At 42.9% G+C, this 20,006-nt stretch carries 14 protein-coding genes and 1 riboswitch; of the genes, 2 read left to right on the top strand and 12 right to left on the bottom strand.

Annotation, left to right across the window (positions count from 1 at the left end):
* Positions 1 to 110 precede the first annotated feature (110 nt).
* From P343_RS35950 to P343_RS0119330, 7 genes are all read right to left on the bottom strand, one after another.
* The gene (locus P343_RS35950; RefSeq protein ID WP_023511775.1) at positions 111 to 365 is read right to left on the bottom strand and encodes a hypothetical protein; all 255 of its coding nucleotides are present in this window, start codon (positions 363 to 365) and stop codon (positions 111 to 113) included.
* 181 nt (positions 366 to 546) lie between these two features.
* Positions 547 to 1,971 (bottom strand): SpoVR family protein, encoded by a 1,425-nt coding sequence (locus tag P343_RS35945; protein ID WP_023511773.1) that lies wholly within the window; start codon positions 1,969 to 1,971, stop codon positions 547 to 549.
* Positions 1,972 to 2,168: 197 nt separating this feature from the next.
* Positions 2,169 to 4,484: a transglutaminase TgpA family protein gene (locus P343_RS35940; protein WP_023511772.1), complete on the bottom strand. Its 2,316-nt coding sequence runs from the start codon at positions 4,482 to 4,484 to the stop codon at positions 2,169 to 2,171.
* 1 nt (position 4,485) lies between these two features.
* The gene (locus P343_RS36515; protein WP_023511771.1) at positions 4,486 to 5,664 is read right to left on the bottom strand and encodes a DUF58 domain-containing protein; all 1,179 of its coding nucleotides are present in this window, start codon (positions 5,662 to 5,664) and stop codon (positions 4,486 to 4,488) included.
* Positions 5,661 to 6,626, bottom strand: coding sequence for an AAA family ATPase (locus P343_RS35935; protein WP_023511770.1), 966 nt, complete (start codon positions 6,624 to 6,626; stop codon positions 5,661 to 5,663). Before P343_RS35935 ends, P343_RS36515 begins: the two co-directional genes overlap by 4 nt.
* 208 nt (positions 6,627 to 6,834) lie before the next feature.
* Positions 6,835 to 8,121 carry a globin-coupled sensor protein gene (locus P343_RS35930; RefSeq protein WP_023511769.1) on the bottom strand — a complete coding sequence of 429 codons (1,287 nt, stop codon included), beginning with the start codon at positions 8,119 to 8,121 and terminating at the stop codon, positions 6,835 to 6,837.
* A gap of 163 nt (positions 8,122 to 8,284) precedes the next feature.
* On the bottom strand, positions 8,285 to 10,141 hold the full coding sequence (locus P343_RS0119330) for an EAL domain-containing protein (RefSeq protein WP_023511768.1): 1,857 nt from the start codon (positions 10,139 to 10,141) through the stop codon (positions 8,285 to 8,287).
* A 186-nt stretch (positions 10,142 to 10,327) separates the two neighbouring features.
* Positions 10,328 to 10,444: riboswitch (SAM riboswitch) on the top strand.
* 91 nt (positions 10,445 to 10,535) lie between these two features.
* Between P343_RS0119330 and metE the strand changes: the two genes are divergently transcribed.
* Positions 10,536 to 12,842 carry a 5-methyltetrahydropteroyltriglutamate--homocysteine S-methyltransferase gene (gene metE / locus P343_RS35925; protein ID WP_023511767.1) on the top strand — a complete coding sequence of 769 codons (2,307 nt, stop codon included), beginning with the start codon at positions 10,536 to 10,538 and terminating at the stop codon, positions 12,840 to 12,842.
* Between the two features lie 364 nt (positions 12,843 to 13,206).
* Here metE and P343_RS35920 read toward each other — a convergent pair whose 3' ends face one another.
* The 3 genes from P343_RS35920 to P343_RS35910 all read right to left on the bottom strand — a co-directional run bounded on the left by P343_RS35920 (position 13,207) and on the right by P343_RS35910 (position 17,582).
* A complete protein-coding gene (locus tag P343_RS35920; RefSeq protein WP_023511766.1) occupies positions 13,207 to 14,784 on the bottom strand; it encodes a peptide chain release factor 3 in 1,578 nt (525 codons plus the stop codon).
* Between the two features lie 253 nt (positions 14,785 to 15,037).
* Positions 15,038 to 16,780 (bottom strand): phospho-sugar mutase, encoded by a 1,743-nt coding sequence (locus tag P343_RS35915; protein ID WP_023511765.1) that lies wholly within the window; start codon positions 16,778 to 16,780, stop codon positions 15,038 to 15,040.
* A gap of 127 nt (positions 16,781 to 16,907) precedes the next feature.
* Positions 16,908 to 17,582: an HAD family hydrolase gene (locus tag P343_RS35910; protein WP_023511764.1), complete on the bottom strand. Its 675-nt coding sequence runs from the start codon at positions 17,580 to 17,582 to the stop codon at positions 16,908 to 16,910.
* 250 nt (positions 17,583 to 17,832) lie between these two features.
* On the opposite strand from P343_RS35910, the gene yhbH reads away from it, so the two are divergent.
* Entirely contained in the window at positions 17,833 to 18,990 is a 1,158-nt protein-coding gene (yhbH, locus tag P343_RS35905) for a sporulation protein YhbH (protein ID WP_023511763.1), read from the top strand.
* A 54-nt stretch (positions 18,991 to 19,044) separates the two neighbouring features.
* On the opposite strand, the gene lepB is transcribed toward yhbH, so the two are convergent.
* The gene (lepB, locus tag P343_RS35900) at positions 19,045 to 19,608 is read right to left on the bottom strand and encodes a signal peptidase I (protein WP_023511762.1); all 564 of its coding nucleotides are present in this window, start codon (positions 19,606 to 19,608) and stop codon (positions 19,045 to 19,047) included.
* Positions 19,609 to 19,769: 161 nt separating this feature from the next.
* Positions 19,770 to 20,006: hypothetical protein (locus P343_RS37570; protein ID WP_037594248.1), on the bottom strand; the 237-nt coding region annotated here is incomplete at its 5' end.

Below are 20,006 nucleotides of genomic sequence, written 5' to 3'. Positions count from 1 at the left end.
TTTTTGTTCCTGCCGCCTTAGGCGGCAGGAACACCTAGTGGTACCGCCGGATGTTCAGAGTGGCTAATTTATTATTGCAATCTAGCATATGTTATTAGATCATCTTTTTTTTATTTCATTATCGGTGCATATACATATAGATTCTTGGCAGCCTGGTCAGACACACGTGGAGTGTTCTGATCAGATGCTTTATTTTTTTGTTCATCTTCAAATGCATTCGAATCATTTATCCGTTGATTTACCTGTTTTTCCTGCTGACCGACTGTCGGGGCCACTGGTGGATTGATGATCATCGGAATATAAATCAAACATATGACAAGAAGCAGGCCAAATGATGGAAGGATATGTTTCCGGGTGAATAGCAATTCACTCAGCTCCTTAATGAGATTGGCTTACTTCTTGAGTTTACAAAAAGACTATTAAGCGCGTTTTAAGGTGAGTTGAAGATTTGTCTGATCATGATGTACACGAAAAAAGCTCCTTCATTTCATTAAGAGAAGAAGCTTTTTACGAAATGGATATTGGTGATGTCCGTAGCATGTACCTTTAAGATTGGCTATCTAATCTCTTCCTTTTCATTTCACCACTCTCAAAACTGAACAACGTCGGGTGATCCTCGATCACTGTCTGCAGATGAACCGGACGACCCCAAAGCTGGAATAAATACTTTAGAACACCTTCAAGGTCGCGGATATCCAATTCTGTTCCTTCATAACGGTGCTTCAGTAACAGTTCTCCGTTGTTTCGATAATCACCATTCTCCACGACAATATAAGGAAATCCGCCATTAATTCGCATAGACACGAGCTGGTCGCGCACATTTTTCCAATCTTTATCAGTAATTGTGTAATTTTCGGCTTTTTTCTGGAACAGGAACAGATCTTCCCCCTGAACTAGTTTCTTAGATAGATAGTTGCGAATGAACGATTGATCGGATTCAAGCTCCCTCACTTCAAAAATCTTATTTCGACCAGAGCCTTCCTTTATTCCAACCGCTTGCATATCTTCGCTTGGATGATTGTAACTCTCCTCTATATCTTCAAATATTTTCAAGCCTAGATAATACGGATTCAAACTTTGCTGTGAAGGCTGAACAACCTGTGCATTGAGCTTGGCAAACTCGACTGCTTCAGCCGAAGTCAGATCAAGCTCACGCATGATCCGTGCATGCCAGTAGGATGCCCATCCCTCATTCATTATTTTTGTTTCCAGTTGCGGCCAAAAATAGAGCATTTCTTCACGAAGCATGGTGAGGATATCCCGCTGCCAATCCTCAAGTACCCTGCTGTACTCTTCAATAAAAAACAGCAGATCTTTTTCCGGTCGGTTAGGAAATTTTGTTGCTTCTGTTTTTTCCTCATTGGACTGTTTCGCATCGTCAAGATTAAGCAGATCTTGATATTCAGAGAGTGGTTTTTTTCTCTTCTTCACTGGCTTACCCGGTTTGCTGTCCAGCCAATCGCCCTTCCGAATAATACGCGGATCTACATGTTCCTGAATAGCCAGCACAGCGTCAATAAATTTTTCCACGTTCTTACTCCCATACTGTTCTTCATAATTGTGTATGCGCTCCGCCGTCGCACTCATGCTTTCGACCATGTCCCGCCGTGTATTAATGAAGCGCACATTGTTTTTGAAAAAATCGCAGTGCGCCAGAACATGAGCGACAATCATTTTATTTTGGACAAGACTGTTTGTATTGAGCAGGAATGCGTAGCATGGATTAGAATTAATGACTAGTTCATAAATTTTGCTCAATCCAAGATCGTATTGCAGCTTCATCTTGTAAAATTGCTTACCAAAACTCCAATGTGAAAAACGAGTAGGCATCCCATATGCGCCAAATGTATAAATAATTTCAGCGGGACATATCTCATATCGCATCGGATAAAAATCCAGTCCGAATCCTTCAGCTATTTCAGTAATTTCGTCAATGGACCGCTCAAGTTCTTTATGGTCATCCTTTGTCATCGATTGCAGCATCCTTTCTAAGCCGTTTTCACCTTATGCAATGACTTTATTCTTCATCTTATGAACCTGACCAACCGGAATATACCCCACAAGTGCCGTGGGAAAAAGTATCGTGCACAAGCACCCGCAAAACGACCGTTTTAATCAAGAAAAGGAAAAGGAAGATCAAGACAAGAAAAAAGAGCCTAGTGGCTCATTTATTCAGCGATACGTTTATTCATTTTCCGTACATACTCATTTTGTTGGTTTAGATGACTGGTCAGTTCATTAATAAGTTTACGTATATGTTCCTGATTCACTGGCGGCAAATTCGTATCATATTCATAGATAAGCCGCTCATAGTGCTTTGTCAGAACGAACATTTCATTTCCGGAAATGATTGAACAAACACGTTCTGCAAATTCACGTAAGGTTTCCGTATCTGATCGTTTCAGGCCATGAAGGTTCAGAATACGCAGCAAGACGTGATAGACATCGTAGAAATCTTTCCAGCTCCGTAACTCAGAGTGCTGTATTCTTCTCAAATAAAACGCTGTCAGCCATTTTTTCCGCGTAAATATGGAAGCCAATGCTCCAGCAAGGCACACAACGAGAAGCGTCCATCCAATAAATGTCCAATTAATGTGTACACCGGCTGCTTTATGCACATTCATCTTTTTTTGATTTGGCTGCTTTTCCTTTACCGACTGATCCTTTGCCTGTTGCGTCTGCTTCACTGGCTTTTCCTTCGTCGTAGGAGCGTTTTGTTGCGTCTTTTTGCTCTCCTGATTATTGGTAGACTGATTAGGGTTTGATGCGGTAGAATCATTGTTTGAAGATGCGCTTGCAAACTGACTTGGATCACTGAAGGAAGGGGTCGGCTCAAAAGTTACCCATCCGCTGCCAGGAAAGTACACTTCGCCCCAAGAATGCGCATTCGCATTAGTAATCTGATACTTATTTAGATTAACTGTTTTTCCATTCACCTTTTCCGCAACTTGGCCTTGATACTCGCCCGATGTGAAGCCTTTTACCCAGCGTGCGGGGATACCGGCGGAACGAAGCAGAACAACCATCGATGTAGAAAAATTATCACAGTAACCGACTCTAGTTTCAAAAAGAAATTGGTCGACATAATCTTGATTACTGGCAGGACGTGGAATCTGATCGGTTGAATATCTGAATCGGGATGAACGTAAATAGTCGACAACAGCTTTGACTTGGTCATAACGGTTTGTTTTTCCTGCAGTCAATCGTTGACCGAGTTCACGTACACGATCGGGCAGCGTTTCCGGCAGCTGCAAATTCCGTTCGCGAACGATTTCGGGATCTGCTTCTGAGGTTGCCTGGCGCAAACGCGCGGTCTGAAAAACAGGCTCAGCATAGGTGAGCCGTTCAATAGATGCCTTACGTTCATTCTCCGTTAATACTTGCCCGGTCGCTTGCTCGATCTTCAAGCGCCGGTCCGGCACACTTACTTGCTCCGGTTGGCCGGTATAAGGTAAAATTGCCGGGCTGGCATTGGTAAAGCGCAATATGGCCATCTGACGTGTTGTACGCGTTTGATTTTCATAAAGCGACAAAGTTGAGGAGAACGTCTGAGTATCAGCAATCGGCAAAAAGAAACGGTTGCTGTCCCCCCAGCCCTGACCGGTATAGTTATCTTTATGCACGACCCGCCAATAACCAGGCTTGCCGCTTACACTTACCGTAAATACTGGTGTTGAATCCATGCCGAGCGATCCACCAAGCCGTGTATCATCTTCATCATAGCCAATGCGCTGACTTCCAGAGAAAAATGAGCCATTCTGAAGAAAATCTAAATTAAGGCTGCTTAGATAACTCGAAGGAAGCGACCACTGCGTATCGAGTTTCGGCGCTGAGAGTGCCACGACTAGAATCGCAAAGATAAGTGCACCGCTTGCGGCAAACCATGAAACACTTTTTTTTATTGTATTTTTATCTTGAATAAATGCTGAAAAAGATTGCCACTTATGCACGATCAAAAGAATAAGTGCCGCAACAATGACAGCAACCATTGATCGATTGCCATCAAAATAAGTGAATGTATCAATAAGCGCCAGGCTCAATACAGCAAATGAAACAAATAAGACAAAGCTTCCACTTCTTAACCAATGCCTTATGGCGAACATAATAAGTCCGAGGAGTACAAAAAAGAGAAACGCACTGAAAAGATCTGATGACGCCAACAACTTTCCTTGTAAGACGCTGCCCAAATTACTCGTGATGGCAGTGCCTAAACTGATGAGCCAATCTAGGCTCAAAAGTGGTTCGTCATGAAAGAAATAGTAATGCATACCGTACAAGATCATGAGCCCACACGCTGTCATACACAGCCAACTTGGGCATCTCAGATAAAATATCGCCATCATCACAAGGATAAAAATGATCAGCAGACTTCTGGAATTCAGGATCGTTAGTACCGTAACCGGCTCAGCACACGTCCATAAAATAAAGCCTACCAAAAAATAAACCAGCGCATTGGTCAGTCCATTCCATCGATAAGTACGCATATCACTCACCTACCCCTGAATCACTCCGAAACAGTTCATCCTTAATCATACTTAAGGAAAACCACGAGTTAGCCAGTTTTCGAAAATCTCCAATGGTCTCTCCGCTATCCAAGAAAAACATTTTTTGCCGCTGCCTTGATGTCTTGGCAAATTCGCTCATCTGATAGGCTAGCCGAGGGTCTGTGCTCACTGCATAACCCATATATTTTTTAGATCGGGACATACGTACATCATCTGTTGCCAGAACCTGATCTTTCCTTAATTCGGCAAGTACACGATAAGCATTGGACAGGGCTCTCGGCGCATCTTCTGGAATAAATAGCGGTTTTTCCTCCGAATTGTAGGTTAGAAAAACAGAAAAACCGTTGCTGAGAAGTACCTTTAGCAATGAAGCAGTAAAAGATACTGCCCATTCAAACAGCTCGTCCGAATCCTCGTCCCGGCTAACAAGTACAACAGATGCATACTTTTCACGTTCGGGTTCAAACTGCTTGGTCACTAACACATTGGTTCGGGCTGACGATTTCCAGTCTAGCCAAGATGGACGATCATTTGGACGATAAGCGCGTACACCAGAAAAGTTCGATAAATCCGCCTCTTGGACGTTTTGATGAAGACCAGTTTGCGTCAACGCTAAGTCTGACATCGAGAGAGAACGTACTTTAGGAAAGATATACACAATTGTTCTATGTTGCAGGTAAACCGTTCGTTCAAAAAATCCGAACGGATCGCCGGTTTTCAACTCAATCTCTCCGAGTGTATACTTTCCTCTAGGCATGTTTGGTATAGCCAAATTAAAAACAGCTTCACGTCTAACCCAGAGCATGAGTCCAGCTGGTTTTATATCATGCAAAGGAAACAAGTGATCAGGTCGTTCACAAATCGTTACAAGAAAAAACGGCAGTGCCCAACGTCTCTTCAACACTACCTTCGTATGGAGCGTATCTCCGGAAAACCAATGCGCGTCCTCTATATAACGTTCAATGGTAATTGAGTGAAAAGGGTAGAGCATAAGTAGCACTATATACAAGGCAATGGGAATGAACAAATAGAAGAGGAACCAGCTCAGAAAACCTCCATGGACCATAGCAAAAAGGAACAATAAAATACAGACGAAGAACGGAGGAACGAGACGTCCCAACGCACTTGAAGTCCATTTTTTCATCCAACGACCGATCATTTAACCATTTCCTTTTTCAAGACAGGAACCTTAATCGTATTGATCATTTCTTGAATAAGCGTGAGTGGATCTACGTCATCATAAGCAGCTTCTTGTTTCAGGATAAGTCGATGCCCGAGGACAAATGGCGCCACTGCTTTTACATCGTCGGGGATTGCATAATCACGCTGTTCAATAAATGCATAAGCTTGTACCGCCCGAAGTAAAGCGATGGTTCCACGCGGGCTTACCCCTAGAGTGATCATAGGATGAGTACGTGTCGCCTCCACTAGATCCATGAGATAATTTTTCATGCTATCTGAGACATAGACAGAGGCAACCTGATGACGCAGATACATAATGTCGGCAAGCGATAGAATGGGTTCTAATTCGTTAAGAGGATTACGATCCGGAACACGATTTAAGAGCGAAAGCTCATCTCTTCGATCCGGATAGCCAATCGATAGCTTAAGAAGAAAACGGTCGAGCTGCGCCTCTGGTAATGCGTAGGTACCTTCATATTCCACAGGATTTTGGGTAGCCATAACGAAGAAGAGAACTGGAAGCGCCCTCGTGACACCGTCAACCGTAACATGACCCTCAGCCATTCCCTCGAGAAGTGCCGATTGTGTCTTGGGAGAAGTACGGTTTATTTCATCCGCAAGAATAATATTACCCATCAATGGACCCGGACGAAATTCGAAGCAGGCGTCTTTTTGATTATAGATCGATAATCCAGTGATGTCGGATGGAAGTAAATCCGGTGTAAACTGAATTCTTTTAAAATCGGCGCCAATTGATTTTGCGATTGCACGAACCAGTACAGTCTTCCCAACGCCGGGTATATCCTCAATGAGTACATGCCCACCTGCAAGCAACGCAACCGTGATTAATTTCACGACTTTTCTTTTTCCAACGACAACGGTTTCCACATGATCAATGAGTTCTGAAATCAATTGATGCGCTTCAACACCTGGATTCATAAAGACCCTCGTTTCCTGCATTTTTCCGATTATTTCAATCATTAACATCATTGTACAGAAAGAACATGCTTTTTACCAAAAATCAGACTTAATCCTGCAAGATATGCAAAAAAAAACACACAATATCATTCGTGTGTTCTTTTTGCTTTATGAGATTAATCATGATCCAGAGGCGAAGTTCGCGTATTGATGTTTTAAAAAAGAATACTTACAGTTTGCTTTTTAGCTGCTCGGCCGAATGAACAAGCGTGTCGACACCCTTGCTCAGCATGTCGGTAATTGCTGCAAGCTGATCAATGCTCTGATCGGTTTCCACAGAAAGCGCGCTGTTTTGATCGGCAGAATCAATAATTCCTTCAAATTTCTCGCCGGTGTGCATCGATTCTTCCATGCTCTTCTGAATAATTGAGGTTGTTTTATCAAGAGAATGAACAACTTCACTGGTAACGGTTGCCGATTTGTTAATTAACTCAGAAATCTGGACCATGGCGCTGTTGGTTTCTTCTGCTAATTTTTGAATTTCCTGCGCCACAACGGTGAATCCTTTCCCATATTCTCCGGCTCTTGCTGCCTCAATTGCTGAGTTAATCGCCAAAATATGTGTCTGCTCGGAAATATCCTTTACAAGCAAAGTCACTTGTCCGATCTGTTTCGATGAGGCTTCCAAGTCACTAACCATTTTCCCCATTTCCTGTACTGACCGGCTTGCCGCCATCACTTGCACAAAGAGCTGCTCAAGCTGCTGCTGACCTTCGGAAGCGTGCGTTTTTGCATTCTGAGAAACTTCGCTCCGCTTGTTTGAGTTTTCCCTAACAACTGTAAATTGCTTTAGCAAATTGCGTACCGATTCCTTGCTCTGTTCAGACAGCTCAGTAAGGTTTTCGCTAACTTGCAAGATCGCTGTACGCAGGTCATCACGGCCAACTTCATACTCTCTTTTCAGCGTTTTTTCATACTCTTCGTCATAGGCCTCAAGAACAACTTGCTGCTCAAAACTGATCATTTTATTGATCGAACAAATAATGTAGTAAGCCTGATTGTTATCAAAAACGTTATTTAAGACAAGCCCAATTAAATTATTGAGTAGATTTTGGAATGTGCCCATATAGTAAGGGGGCGTAAGAGCAATTCGGTAATGCATGATCCCAACACGATATCTTCGATCGAGAAATGCATCATCAATGACTCCTGAAAATAATTCAAGTACATGCGTTGCCAATGTTTTGCTTAATTTTTCCACTGTACTGTATTTCTCAATAATCTTTCGCAAGGATTCGATCTTATAGAAGCTGGCGTAGAATTCTTCCGCCATACGCTTGATTTCTTTTTCAACATAGGGGCGCATCATTTTCATGATTTGAAGGTCGGCTTCTGTGACGCCTAGCATCTCTAATTTTTCCAGGACACCAGTGTCCGTAACATCAATCACTACTTTTTCAGATTTTGACTTTTCCAACCAAGAACTGTTTTTTTCTTTTCTTGTTATGAGTGCCATATTAACCCTCCTGATCCCACATGAATTGTGCGATGTAAATTCGGACGACCTGCATGATTAAAAGACATATCGTTCATATGTACTATATCTTTAGATTCGTGTTTAATGATAGTTTACCAGTTTTTGCTTCCATTTGTTATTTATTCACAGTTTATTCATGATTCTACGCTAAATATTTGACGGTAAAGTCTCTCTCCGCAAGCGGCTGGCTATAGTAGTAGCCTTGAATGACTTGGCATCGGCAAGATTCGATTGCCTTTAATTGCTCTTTGGTTTCAATTCCTTCCACAATCACATCAATCCAAAGATGCTCAGCCATAGAAACAATAGCGGTGACAATAGCCTGATCTCGATTGTTTTCAGCAATATCCATAACAAACGACCGATCGATTTTCAACTGATTGATCGGTAAACTTTTCAGATAACTGAGCGAACTATAGCCTGTTCCAAAGTCATCAAGGCTGACACCCACGCCGAGTGCCCTGATCTCCTTCAAAATTCTCAATGAACGATCAAGATCCTCCGCCATCGTGGATTCAGTAATCTCTAGTTCAAGATACTGAGGGCTGAGCCCGCTTGTTTCCAGTATATGACAAACTTTTTTTACAAGCGTATCATCGTGGAATTGATTGAACGACAGATTAACCGAGATCGGAACCTTTGGTGCACCCTGATCATGCCAATGCTTCATTCGTTTGCAGGCTTCACGGAGTACCCACCAGCCAATATCGCGGATCATTCCTGTTTCTTCTGCAACTGAGATAAAGCCGCTAGGCGGCACAATGCCCCGCTCGGGATGCATCCAGCGAATAAGCGCCTCGACACCTTTAAGTTCACCATTGCAAGCGTTGACCTGTGGCTGATAAAAAAGAACAAACTGATCGTTATACAATGCCGTTTGCAATTCATTTTCGGTGCTGACTTTTTTCAAAAGCTGCTGATGAAGCTCGTTATTATAAAAGAAATAGCTGTCTCTGCTGCTCTTTTTCGCTTCGCGCAAAGCGGCGTCGGCACTCGCTTGTAACTGCACACTGGTCTCTCCGTCAAAAGGATACTCGGAAATACCAATACTGAAGGTACCGTAAATTTCTTTTCCATCAATCTGATATGGCTTTTCTGTCGTTTGAATTAATGTCTCAGCTAAATGGATCAAGCCACTTTTGTTCAGACAAGTACGGCAGATAATCATGAATTCATCGCTGCTGATCCGGTATAGCTTGGCGTCATAATGAGTTAGCACGTCGACCAGTCTTTTCGACAACGAGATCAGCAAATCATCTCCGGAGACCCTTCCGAATATTTCATTGATAATTTTTAAACGACTAACATTTATTTTCAGCAGTGAAAAATTCTGTTTATTTTCTTTTCTCGTGCTGATCAGCTGAGCAATAACATCTTCCGCCAAAAGGATGTTAGGGAGTCCGGTTAAGGCATCGTGATATGCTTTAAATCGCATCGTCTCTTCTTTCTTTTTTTCGATGGCCAATTTCCTTTGTTGATACTTATCCATCACAAGCTGCTGCTCGAAACTTAAAATTTTCTCCAATGACTCCGTAATTGCCGACACTTGGCCGCATTGATGAATTTCATGTTTAATCACATCAAGAAGTACCTTGCGGAAATGGAAGAAGCACGCTACTTGATGTGACAAGCTGAATTGATGCTCATAAAAAAAACTCGCTTTCTCTTTGCAACTCATTAAAAAACGTTGCTCAATCATGCCGCTGAATACAGTATCGGATTGACCACGATAGACCTGCTTTAAATCTTCCTCTGCCTGCTTGTTCAGAACGATATTTTGTATTTTAAGCAAACCAGAAACGAAATGGCTCATCTGTTCAGCTATATACTCGCAGTATCTAGAAATAAATGGATGCATCCATTTAAGAATTTGAAGATCAAGTGTATTAATTCGGAGCATCCTGATCTGCTGCCGCGTCTGCTTATCGCTGATTGAAATGTCAGCGATTTGCGTCTTAACTTCTTTCAGCCATTTCTCTCGATTTGTAAACTCAATCATTTATAGATTCACCCTCATAGTTTCTTAGCTGCAAAATCATGTTATTGAGAGACTTTTATAGTATCTATATCGTCATTGGATAGATAATTGTGAACAGAAAAATGGCGCATTATGTATCTTTTTTGTTTTCATTGATCGTTGACGAAATGGCGGTTTCATGCTAGTATAGGCAATAAATTAAATATACTCTTATTAAGAGCGGCGGAGGGACTGGCCCAATGAAGCCCGGCAACCTTTCAATTTTTTGTGAAAAGGTGCTAATTCCAGCAAGATTTCAGTTTACGAAATCTTGAAAGATAAGAGGGTGCGGATGATTAGTCAAGCCTCTCTATGAAACTAGAGAGGCTTTTATTTGTTCCCTCAAAATAGGATACAGAATACAGGAGGATGAAGCATGGGCAAAGTATTAAGTGCCAATCTCGGTTATCCGAGAATCGGCGAGAAACGGGAATGGAAAAAAGCTCTTGAACAATTCTGGGCAGGTAAAATCACAAAAGAAACCTTTCTGGAAACAGTAAAAACATTACGCCTGAGCTATTTGAAAAAACAAAAGGAACTCGGACTTGACCTGATTCCGGTTGGCGATTTCAGCTTATATGATCATGTACTCGACACGGCAGTATTATTTGGTTTAATCCCTGACCGTTTTCGGACAGATGAAAAAGAAGTATCACTTGAAACCTATTTTTCAATAGCTCGAGGCAGCAAAAATGCGGAAGCCTCTGAAATGACCAAGTGGTTCAATACCAATTACCACTATATTGTTCCGGAAATCAGCAATGATACGAAACCTTATCTCACCAGCAATCGCCTCGTTGAGTTATTTAATGAAGCTAAAGAAGCTTTTGGTATTGTTGCGAAACCTGTGATTGTCGGTCCTATCACAGTGCTCAAATTAGCAAAAGGTTATGATCAAGATCATTTCCGTACGCTTCTAGATGCTTTAATCCCGCTTTACGTTCAGGTACTTAGTGAATTGCAGGCCGCAGGTGCGGAATGGGTGCAGATTGATGAGCCTATTCTTGTCAAGGAACAGACTGAGGAAGATCTTGCGCTATTCCAAGATACCTACAAGGCGATTAAGAATGGCGTTCCGAGCCTGAATATCCTTCTGCAAACGTATTTCGAAGCGGTGGATGACTATGAAAAGGTTGTTCAGTTGCCTGTCGATGGTATCGGACTTGACTTTGTTTATGGCAAGGAAGCCAACTTGGCAGCCATCAAAGCTTTTGGATTTCCTAAAGAAAAGGTGCTGGCTGCCGGTGTCATCGACGGCCGCAACATTTGGAAAACAGATTTGTCTACTGTACTTCATGAATTGAAAACATTGCTTACGTTTACCGGTGGGAATGACAAACTGTGGGTAACTCCTTCATCGAGCTTGCTGCATGTTCCAGTGACCGTTTCTAATGAAACGGAGCTTGATCCTGTACTACTCAATGCCCTCTCCTTCGCTGATGAAAAGCTGAAAGAGATTGTCACATTAGCAAATGGTCTCAATGAAGGCGAAGCCGCCATTGAAGCAGCACTTCAAAAGAATAGTGCCGATCTTCAGGCGCTTCAGCAGTCAGCGCACCGTAACAATAAAGAGGTTCAGAAAGAGATCAGCCGATTAAGTGATGAACTGCCGGCACGGCCAGGCTCATTTAAACTGCGTCAGCAGATTCAAGCTGACACATTCAAATTGCCACCGCTCCCGACAACTACGATCGGAAGTTTTCCTCAGACGAAAGAAGTTCGCCAAGCACGACGCAATTGGCGAAAAGGCGAATGGTCTGAAGAACAGTACGAACAATTTATTAAGGATGAAACCGCAAAATGGATTCAGATCCAAGAAGATATTGGTATTGACGTACTCGTACATGGTGAATTTGAACGAAATGACATGGTTGAATATTTCGGTGAAAAACTTGCCGGTTTCGCCTTTACTCGTTTTGGTTGGGTACAGTCTTACGGATCTCGCTGCGTAAAGCCGCCGCTGATTTTTGGTGATGTGTCATGGAAAGAGGCAATGACTGTCAAAGAGAGTGCATATGCACAATCATTGACCAAATCACCGGTCAAGGGTATGCTCACAGGTCCTGTAACCATCTACAACTGGTCTTTTGTCAGAGATGATATCAGTCAGGCTGATGTATTCAATCAGATTGCGCTTGCTTTAAAGAATGAAGTGCGCGCTCTTGAGGAAGCCGACATCCGGATGATCCAGGTTGACGAACCGGCGCTTCGTGAAGGTTTGCCGCTGAAAGAGGAAAAGAAGGCTGGCTACCTTCATGACGCTGTCTATTCGTTCCGTCTTGCGACATCATTTGTCAATAATGATACACAGATTCACACTCATATGTGCTATTCCGAATTTGATGAAATCATTGAAACGATTGACGCGCTGGACACAGACGTTATCTCGATCGAAGCCGCAAGAAGCCACGGCGAAATTATTTCTGCCTTCGAAGATTTTGAATACAAAAAAGGAATCGGTCTTGGTGTCTATGATATTCATAGCCCACGTATCCCAAGTGTTGATGAAATGAAATCATACGCAGAACGCGCCCTCAAGGTTCTTGATCCAAAAGTAGTCTGGATTAACCCGGACTGCGGATTAAAAACACGGCGTCCTGAAGAAACGATTCCTGCTTTAAAAAACATGGTGGAAGCTGCTCAGGAAGTTCGTAATGAACTAAGCAACCGTGTTGGAAAATAACTAAAACAACAAAGAAAAGTCGCGTTTTATTCACGGCTTTTTTTTGTTGATAAAAAAACAGAAAATTTCGAGGCGAAGTGCTATTTCAAAAACGTGAGTTTTTCAGTGGCCTCCAAAAGTATGTCTTAGGAGGCTCCTGGACTGCCCGCGGAAAGCGAGTCCCCGGAGCGAAATCAAGCACGGATTGACGATAAAAATCAAATACTCAAGCTTACGTCTAAAGACCGAGCGCTTTTTTTCCGGTTTTTCTAACTATTATACAAAGATAGCAGTACAAATAAAGCTGAACATGCAATGCACCCCGAATACTGGACATCGAGATCCAATAATCGGGGTGCATTTTTATACTTAATTTTTATTCAACTTACATATTATGACTTGAATCACGGAGCTCAACTTTCGGGTGCTTTTGCTGGAACCAGCGCAATGAAAAGTCATTTTCAAAAATGATGACCGGCCGATCCTTATAATCAGCCACAATCAAATTATTCGAGTTGCGACGCAGTTCTTCAGCATCTTCCTGATGCGCGAGCCATTTTGCCACCTGATGCGTCATGTGTTCAATATCAAGATCAACACCATATTCTGCTTGCATGCGATACACGAAAACATCAAACTGCAAGGTACCCACTACACCGAGAATAGTTTCCTCATACTGGGTCTTATACACTTGGATGGCGCCTTCCTGTGCAAGCTGGCTGACCCCTTTCAGAAAGTGTTTCTGCTTCATCGCATTCTTAGCACGGACCTTGGCAAAATGCTCTGGAGAGAACTGCGGCAGCGCTCCAAAATTGATGGTATCCTTGGCCGCGCAAACCGTGTCGCCGATTTGATAGAAACCCGTATCATAGAGCCCTACGATATCACCCGGGTACGCATCATCGATCAATTCTCTGCTGTCGGCGAAAAATTGCTGCGGTTGAGCTAACTTCAGTTGTTTTCCGGTTCGATCAAGGTAAACGCTCATTCCTTTCTCGAATTTTCCAGAACAGATTCTCAGAAATGCGATACGATCACGGTGCGCCGGATTCATATTGGCTTGAATTTTGAAGACAAATCCTGAAAAGTTCGAATCGTCCGGTTGAATCATGCCATCACTTGACTGGCGCGGCTGCGGCTGCGGTGCCAGTTTCAGATAGTGTTCAAGAAACGTTGGAACACCGAAACTGGATATCGCACTCCCGAAGAAAACCGGTGTCTGCTTGCCTGCTTTGACCGCTTCAAGATCAAAACTGCTTCCTGCTTCGTCCAGAAGCATTAAGTTTTCTTCCAGTTGACTGAGCGTGTAATCATCCACTGTGTCTTTCAGAATATCAGCCAATTCATCAACCTCGCCAAGCGCTTGCACTTGGCGCTCCCGCTTATCGTTATACCACTCAATCTTGTGTTCCTGACGGTCGTAGACACCACGGAACGACTGACCCATACCGATAGGGTAGTTAACCGGATAAGACTCGATCCCGAGCACGTCTTCGATCTCCTCGAAGAGTTCAAGCGGCTCTTTTCCTTGACGGTCAAGTTTGTTAATAAAAGTAAAAATTGGAATGCCGCGATCACGACAGACCTTGAACAGCTTAATCGTCTGTGGTTCGACACCCTTTGCGGCATCAATAATCATGACCACACTGTCGACGGCCATCAGCGTCCGATAGGTATCTTCACTGAAGTCCTGGTGTCCTGGTGTGTCCAGAATATTGATTTTATAACCGTCATACTCGAACTGCATGACACTAGAGGTCACCGAAATGCCCCTTTTCTTCTCGAGCTCCATCCAGTCTGAGGTCGCAAATTTCTCAGCTTTTCGAGATTTAACTGCGCCCGCCGTGCGAATGGCACCACCAAGCACCAGCAGCTTCTCAGTAAGCGTGGTTTTACCAGCATCCGGGTGTGAAATGATGGCAAAAGTGCGGCGCCTTTTTAATTCCTGTTGTAACTGATTCATTTTTTCCTCCTATAAATTCCACTCTTCGCGTTCGAATCATCGATTTAAGGCACAGGAAATCCCTCCGTAAAAAAGCACTCGCCGGCTTCATCCTCAAAGAGTCGGATTTTGTGACTCTTCGGTCAGGACAATGCCATCACTGCGAATGCTTTTTCATTCATTCTATCTTCATTATATACATAAAACGATTGAATAATAAATCCTCGGTTCTTTCAGTCAATCAGGCGTATTACTGAAGATTGGAAGAACCGACTCACTTGCTCACCAAACCGTGTACACGATCCATGACCGCTTTTTTAAGAGCTTCAAACTTCTTATCACGGTCTTCAGCATCGCTACCTTTAATACCAAAGTAGAACTTAATCTTCGGTTCCGTGCCGGATGGACGCAAGCAGAACCATGAACCGTCAGTTAACTTATATTTCAGTACGTTAGATACCGGCAGATCAATTTTAGAAATTACGCCTGCTGCTATATCTTTAGACTCTGATTTCTTATAATCCTCAATCACAGCTACACGCACACCTGCCACTTCGGCCGGCGGCTGTGTCCGGAAATCGTTCATGATTGAGTCAATCTCCGCTTTACCTTGAATTCCCTTCAAGGTGAGGGATTCTAGGCCTTCTTCGAAGTATCCATAAGTCTTAAATACATCTTGAAGTGCGTCATAGAAGGATTTACCTTGAGCTTTGAAATAAGCGGCAGCTTCAGCAGCAAATAAAGCTGCTTGAACGGCATCTTTGTCCCGGACAAATGAGCCGATCAAATAACCATAGCTTTCTTCATATCCGAATAAAAATGTGTGTTCTCCGCTGAGTTCATAGTCATGGATTTTTTCACCGATAAATTTAAATCCTGTCAGTGTATCTACGGTTGTAATGCTAAATGCAGAGGCAATGGTCCGTCCAATTTCAGATGTCACGATTGTTTTAACCACAACGCCATTGTCCGGAAGCAAGCCTTTTTCCTTTTTCTGTGTCAGTAGATAATTAAGAAGCACAGCGCCTGTCTGATTTCCAGTTAAAACAACATAATCTCCATGATCATCTTTAACTGCGACACCAAGCCGGTCGGAATCAGGGTCGGTTCCAATCAGGATATCCGCATCCAATTTCTTTCCATACTCAATCGCAATTTTAAATGCAGCGTGTTCTTCAGGATTAGGTGATTTTACTGTTGAAAATTCCGGGTCAGGCTCAGCCTGTTCCTTTACAACGGTCACATTAGTAAATCCCCAGTTCTTAAGTCCGTTAACAATAGGATGATAGCTCGTGCCATGAAGCGGTGTATAGACAATCTTCAGATCGGATCCGACCTTCTGGATAACATCAGGATTCAGTGACAGCGCCTTTACTTTTTCCTGATACGCCTGATCAACGTTCTCACCGATCACTTCAAGAAGTCCTGAAGCCTTCAGTGCTTCTTCATCGCCGACCTTCACTGACAGTTCATCTTCAACTGATGCCACATAGCGAATCACTTCATCCGCTTCCGCAGGCGGCAGCTGTCCGCCAAATTCATTGTAGACTTTATAGCCATTATACTGAGGCGGATTATGGCTGGCCGTAATCACAATTCCTGAGAATGCGTTCAGGTAGCGAACAGCAAAGGATAAAACAGGTGTCGGGCGAAGCGCATCGAAAATAAACGTCTTGATCCCATGCGCGCCAAAGGTCTTTGCCGCTTCTAATGTGAATTCAGCGGAAAAGTGCCGTGGATCATGCGCAATAACGACGCCCCTCTTCACCGCTTCTTCTCCAGCGTTCAGAATATATCTGGCAAGACCTTCGGATGCTTTGCGGATCGTGTAGATGTTCAGACGATTCGTGCCCGGTCCGATTTCACCACGCATACCACCTGTCCCAAATTCCAGATTTGTATAAAAGCAGTCTTCCAATTTTGCAGGATCTTGCGCAATCGCTTCTAGCTCTTTTTTCAAATCTGGATCCAGATGTTCATCTGCAAGCCATTTCTCGTATACCGTTTCCCAACCCATAAGTTCACCCCGTTAATTAGAAACTTTTCAGTCGATCCCTAATGATGCCAATTCTATTATATACCAAAACTGAAAAAAACGCTGTCATGCTCTTAGGAACAAATATTTATGTCCTATATAATTATGTTTATGCTTTTGTTCTGAGTTCAGGAGAAAAATATCGAATTATTTTCTCCAAGGATACATCTTGAAGTGACTTAAAACTGCCGTCAACATGTCCAAAAGGCATTTGCTTTGTGACCGCGTTTGGCACAACAATGCAATACATGCCTGCTCGTTTTGCCGCAAGCGAACCGTTAAAGGAATCCTCGATAGCAATTGCCTCTTTCGGCTGCACTTCAAGACTTTCTAATGATTTAATATAGAGTGCAGGATCCGGCTTCACTTTTTGAACATCATCCCATGACTTGATGCTCTGAAAATAATCAGAAAGTCCGAGACGGCTTAGATGTTTACGCGGCCATTCACCTTTTGAACTCGTTGCAAGGCCAATTTTTAAACCAAGGCTCTTCGCCTGGTTAAGCACCGATTTCACACCTGGAAGAACTTCTTCCTCATCAACAAGCTGATTAAACAGCGCGTCCCGTTCCTCCTTAAAAGCGTCCCTGTCTATTTTCACATTTGCATGTTCTTCTAGATAACCGAGTGAATCAAATCCATGCTGTGTTCCAATTGCCTGGCTCCAAATACTGAGCGGCAGATTAACCTGATATCTCTGAAACATTTTTTGCATTACTAAATACATAATGCGTTCACTGTCCAAAATCACACCATCGAAGTCAAACACTATCGCTTTAATCATCAAATACAACCCTTCTCAGTGATCTCGATTCTCATTTTAACATGTGTTCACACTAAATTTATAAAAGTCACACAATCTTTTAATGTAATCGTTTTCCTTTTGCAGACATGGAAAACCGTTTGCTCATTTCTATTTCTTGAATAAAACTGTCAAGGTTTGGCCGCGCGCGCATAAACTAAATTAATCAACCCTCAAATCAGGCAATCCCGTATTGACCGGCTTATCGTGCAAATTAAAGGAGGGATTTATAATGAGCAACTTTCTGATTTCTGAAGAACAATGGGATCTCCATCAAAAAGGCGAACAGGATCAACGACGTCATTCAGAGAAAGTCAGAGAAGCGATAAAAAATAATCTTCCCGATCTGATCAGCAGCGAGAATATCATTCTCTCTGATGGCAAAAAAATGACACGCATTCCAATCCGTTCATTGGACGAGTATAAGCTCCGCTATAATTATGAAAAGACCAAACATGTCGGGCAGGGCGATGGAAAAAGCAAAGTTGGCGATGTGATTGCTAAAGCGCCGGGAAAACAGCAAGCTCAGGGAACCGGAAAAGGCCAAGGTGCCGGCGACAGACCTGGCATTGATTACTATGAAGCAAACGTTTCGATTATGGAAATTGAAAATTTATTTTTTAAGGAACTCGAGCTTCCTCATCTGAAAAGAAAGCAAGAACCGGATATCGCCGTAAGCAGCATCGATTACCGTGATATTCGCCGCAAAGGACTGATGGGCAATATTGATAAACGACGTACCATCCTCTCAGCAATAAAAAGGAACGCCCGATCCGGAAAAACGCAAATTCATCCGATTCGTGAAGAAGATCTCCGATTCAAGACATGGGAAACCATTGTTAAACCTGAAAGCCGTGCGGTTGTGCTGGCACTAATGGACACAAGTGGATCCATGGGTGTGTGGGAAAAATACATCGCCCGCAGTTTTTTCTTCTGGATGAGCCGCTTTTTGCGCACAAAGTACGAAAAAGTGACCATTCAATTTATCGCCCATCATACCGAAGCAACGGTTGTAAGTGAAGAAGATTTCTTTTCGAAGGGGGAAAGCGGCGGAACCATCTGTTCCTCGGCTTATGTCAAAGCATTGGAACTGATTGATTCCTCATATCCGCCTTCGAAGTACAACATCTATCCTTTCCATTTTTCCGACGGTGATAATCTATCTTCGGATAATCCGAAATGCACGAGGCTTGTTAATGAAATTATGGAAATCACCAACTTTTTCGGCTATGGTGAAATCAATCCTTACCATCGCTCGAGCACGCTGATGAGTGCTTATCGTACCATTAAAAACGATGCGTTCCACTCCTTCATCCTCAAACAAAAGAGCGACGTATATCACGCAATGAAATACTTCTTTCACAAAGATCAGGAAAATGAAGTCATATAACCAGACAATTAAATGAATGCCAAAAAACGCCGATTAGGGCGTTTTTTGTGCGGATTAATTGCGGTGAATAATCCCAAAATGATTATACGGCCAGTAACGAAGATCCACTTTCCCGACAACCTTTCTTTCACTGACAAAATGAAAGACGCGGCTATCCGTACTGTTCTGGCGATTATCGCCCATAACCCATAACATTCCTTTAGGCACTCTTTCTTTGCCGGTTAGCTCTTTCAACGTGAAATCCCAGGTTAGCTGCCCGGCAAGCATACTGTTTTTCTTTTCCTTTAGAAACGGCTCATTGACCGGCTTACCGTTCACATACAATTGGTCATTCGAATACCTGATCGTGTCTCCAGGAAGGCCGATCACCCGTTTGACATAATCATCCGTCTTTGTCGCATGGAAAATCACCACGTCAAATCGCTTGGGCTGAGACAATTTATAATTTATTTTATTTACGATCAGCCGATCACCGTTATAAAGTGTCGGCTCCATCGAAGGACCATCGACGATATAATTGCCGAGAATAAAAGTCCGGACAATGATGACGATCAACACGGAAAGTGCGATCGCTCGGAACCAAGCAAACGTTTCACTTCTCTTTTTCTTTTGACTCATGCTGCAACGACTCCCATAAATCATCATTCATTTCAAAATTTTAGAGATATAAAATCCGGCTAACCCTTGCCTTTAAGCAATGGTGAAAACCTCACATCCTCTAAAGTAGATTCCAACAATAATCCGTTTTTACATTCTTTAGTTCCTGATTTACGGGTAAATCACGGAAAAGATACATCAATAACACGATCGCTTCGAATCAGGTCAATTCGATACTCTTTATAATGTACACGAATCATCCATGTACCACAAGAAACAGCCGTTTCTTTGACTCTGGTTTTTTGATTACTCAACTTTGCTAAATCTTGCGATAAGAAACATACTAACCTTAATGGTGCAGAAAGTACGACGGTACTCTTCTGCACCACTTTTGTTTTATAGTGGGAGTGAAGCATCAG

Origin of the sequence: Sporolactobacillus laevolacticus DSM 442 (assembly GCF_000497245.1) — a bacterium.
Lineage (GTDB): Bacteria > Bacillota > Bacilli > Bacillales > Sporolactobacillaceae > Sporolactobacillus > Sporolactobacillus laevolacticus.
The sequence above is the reverse complement of the archived record's forward strand: the minus strand, read 5'-3'. Positions and strand labels throughout refer to the sequence as shown.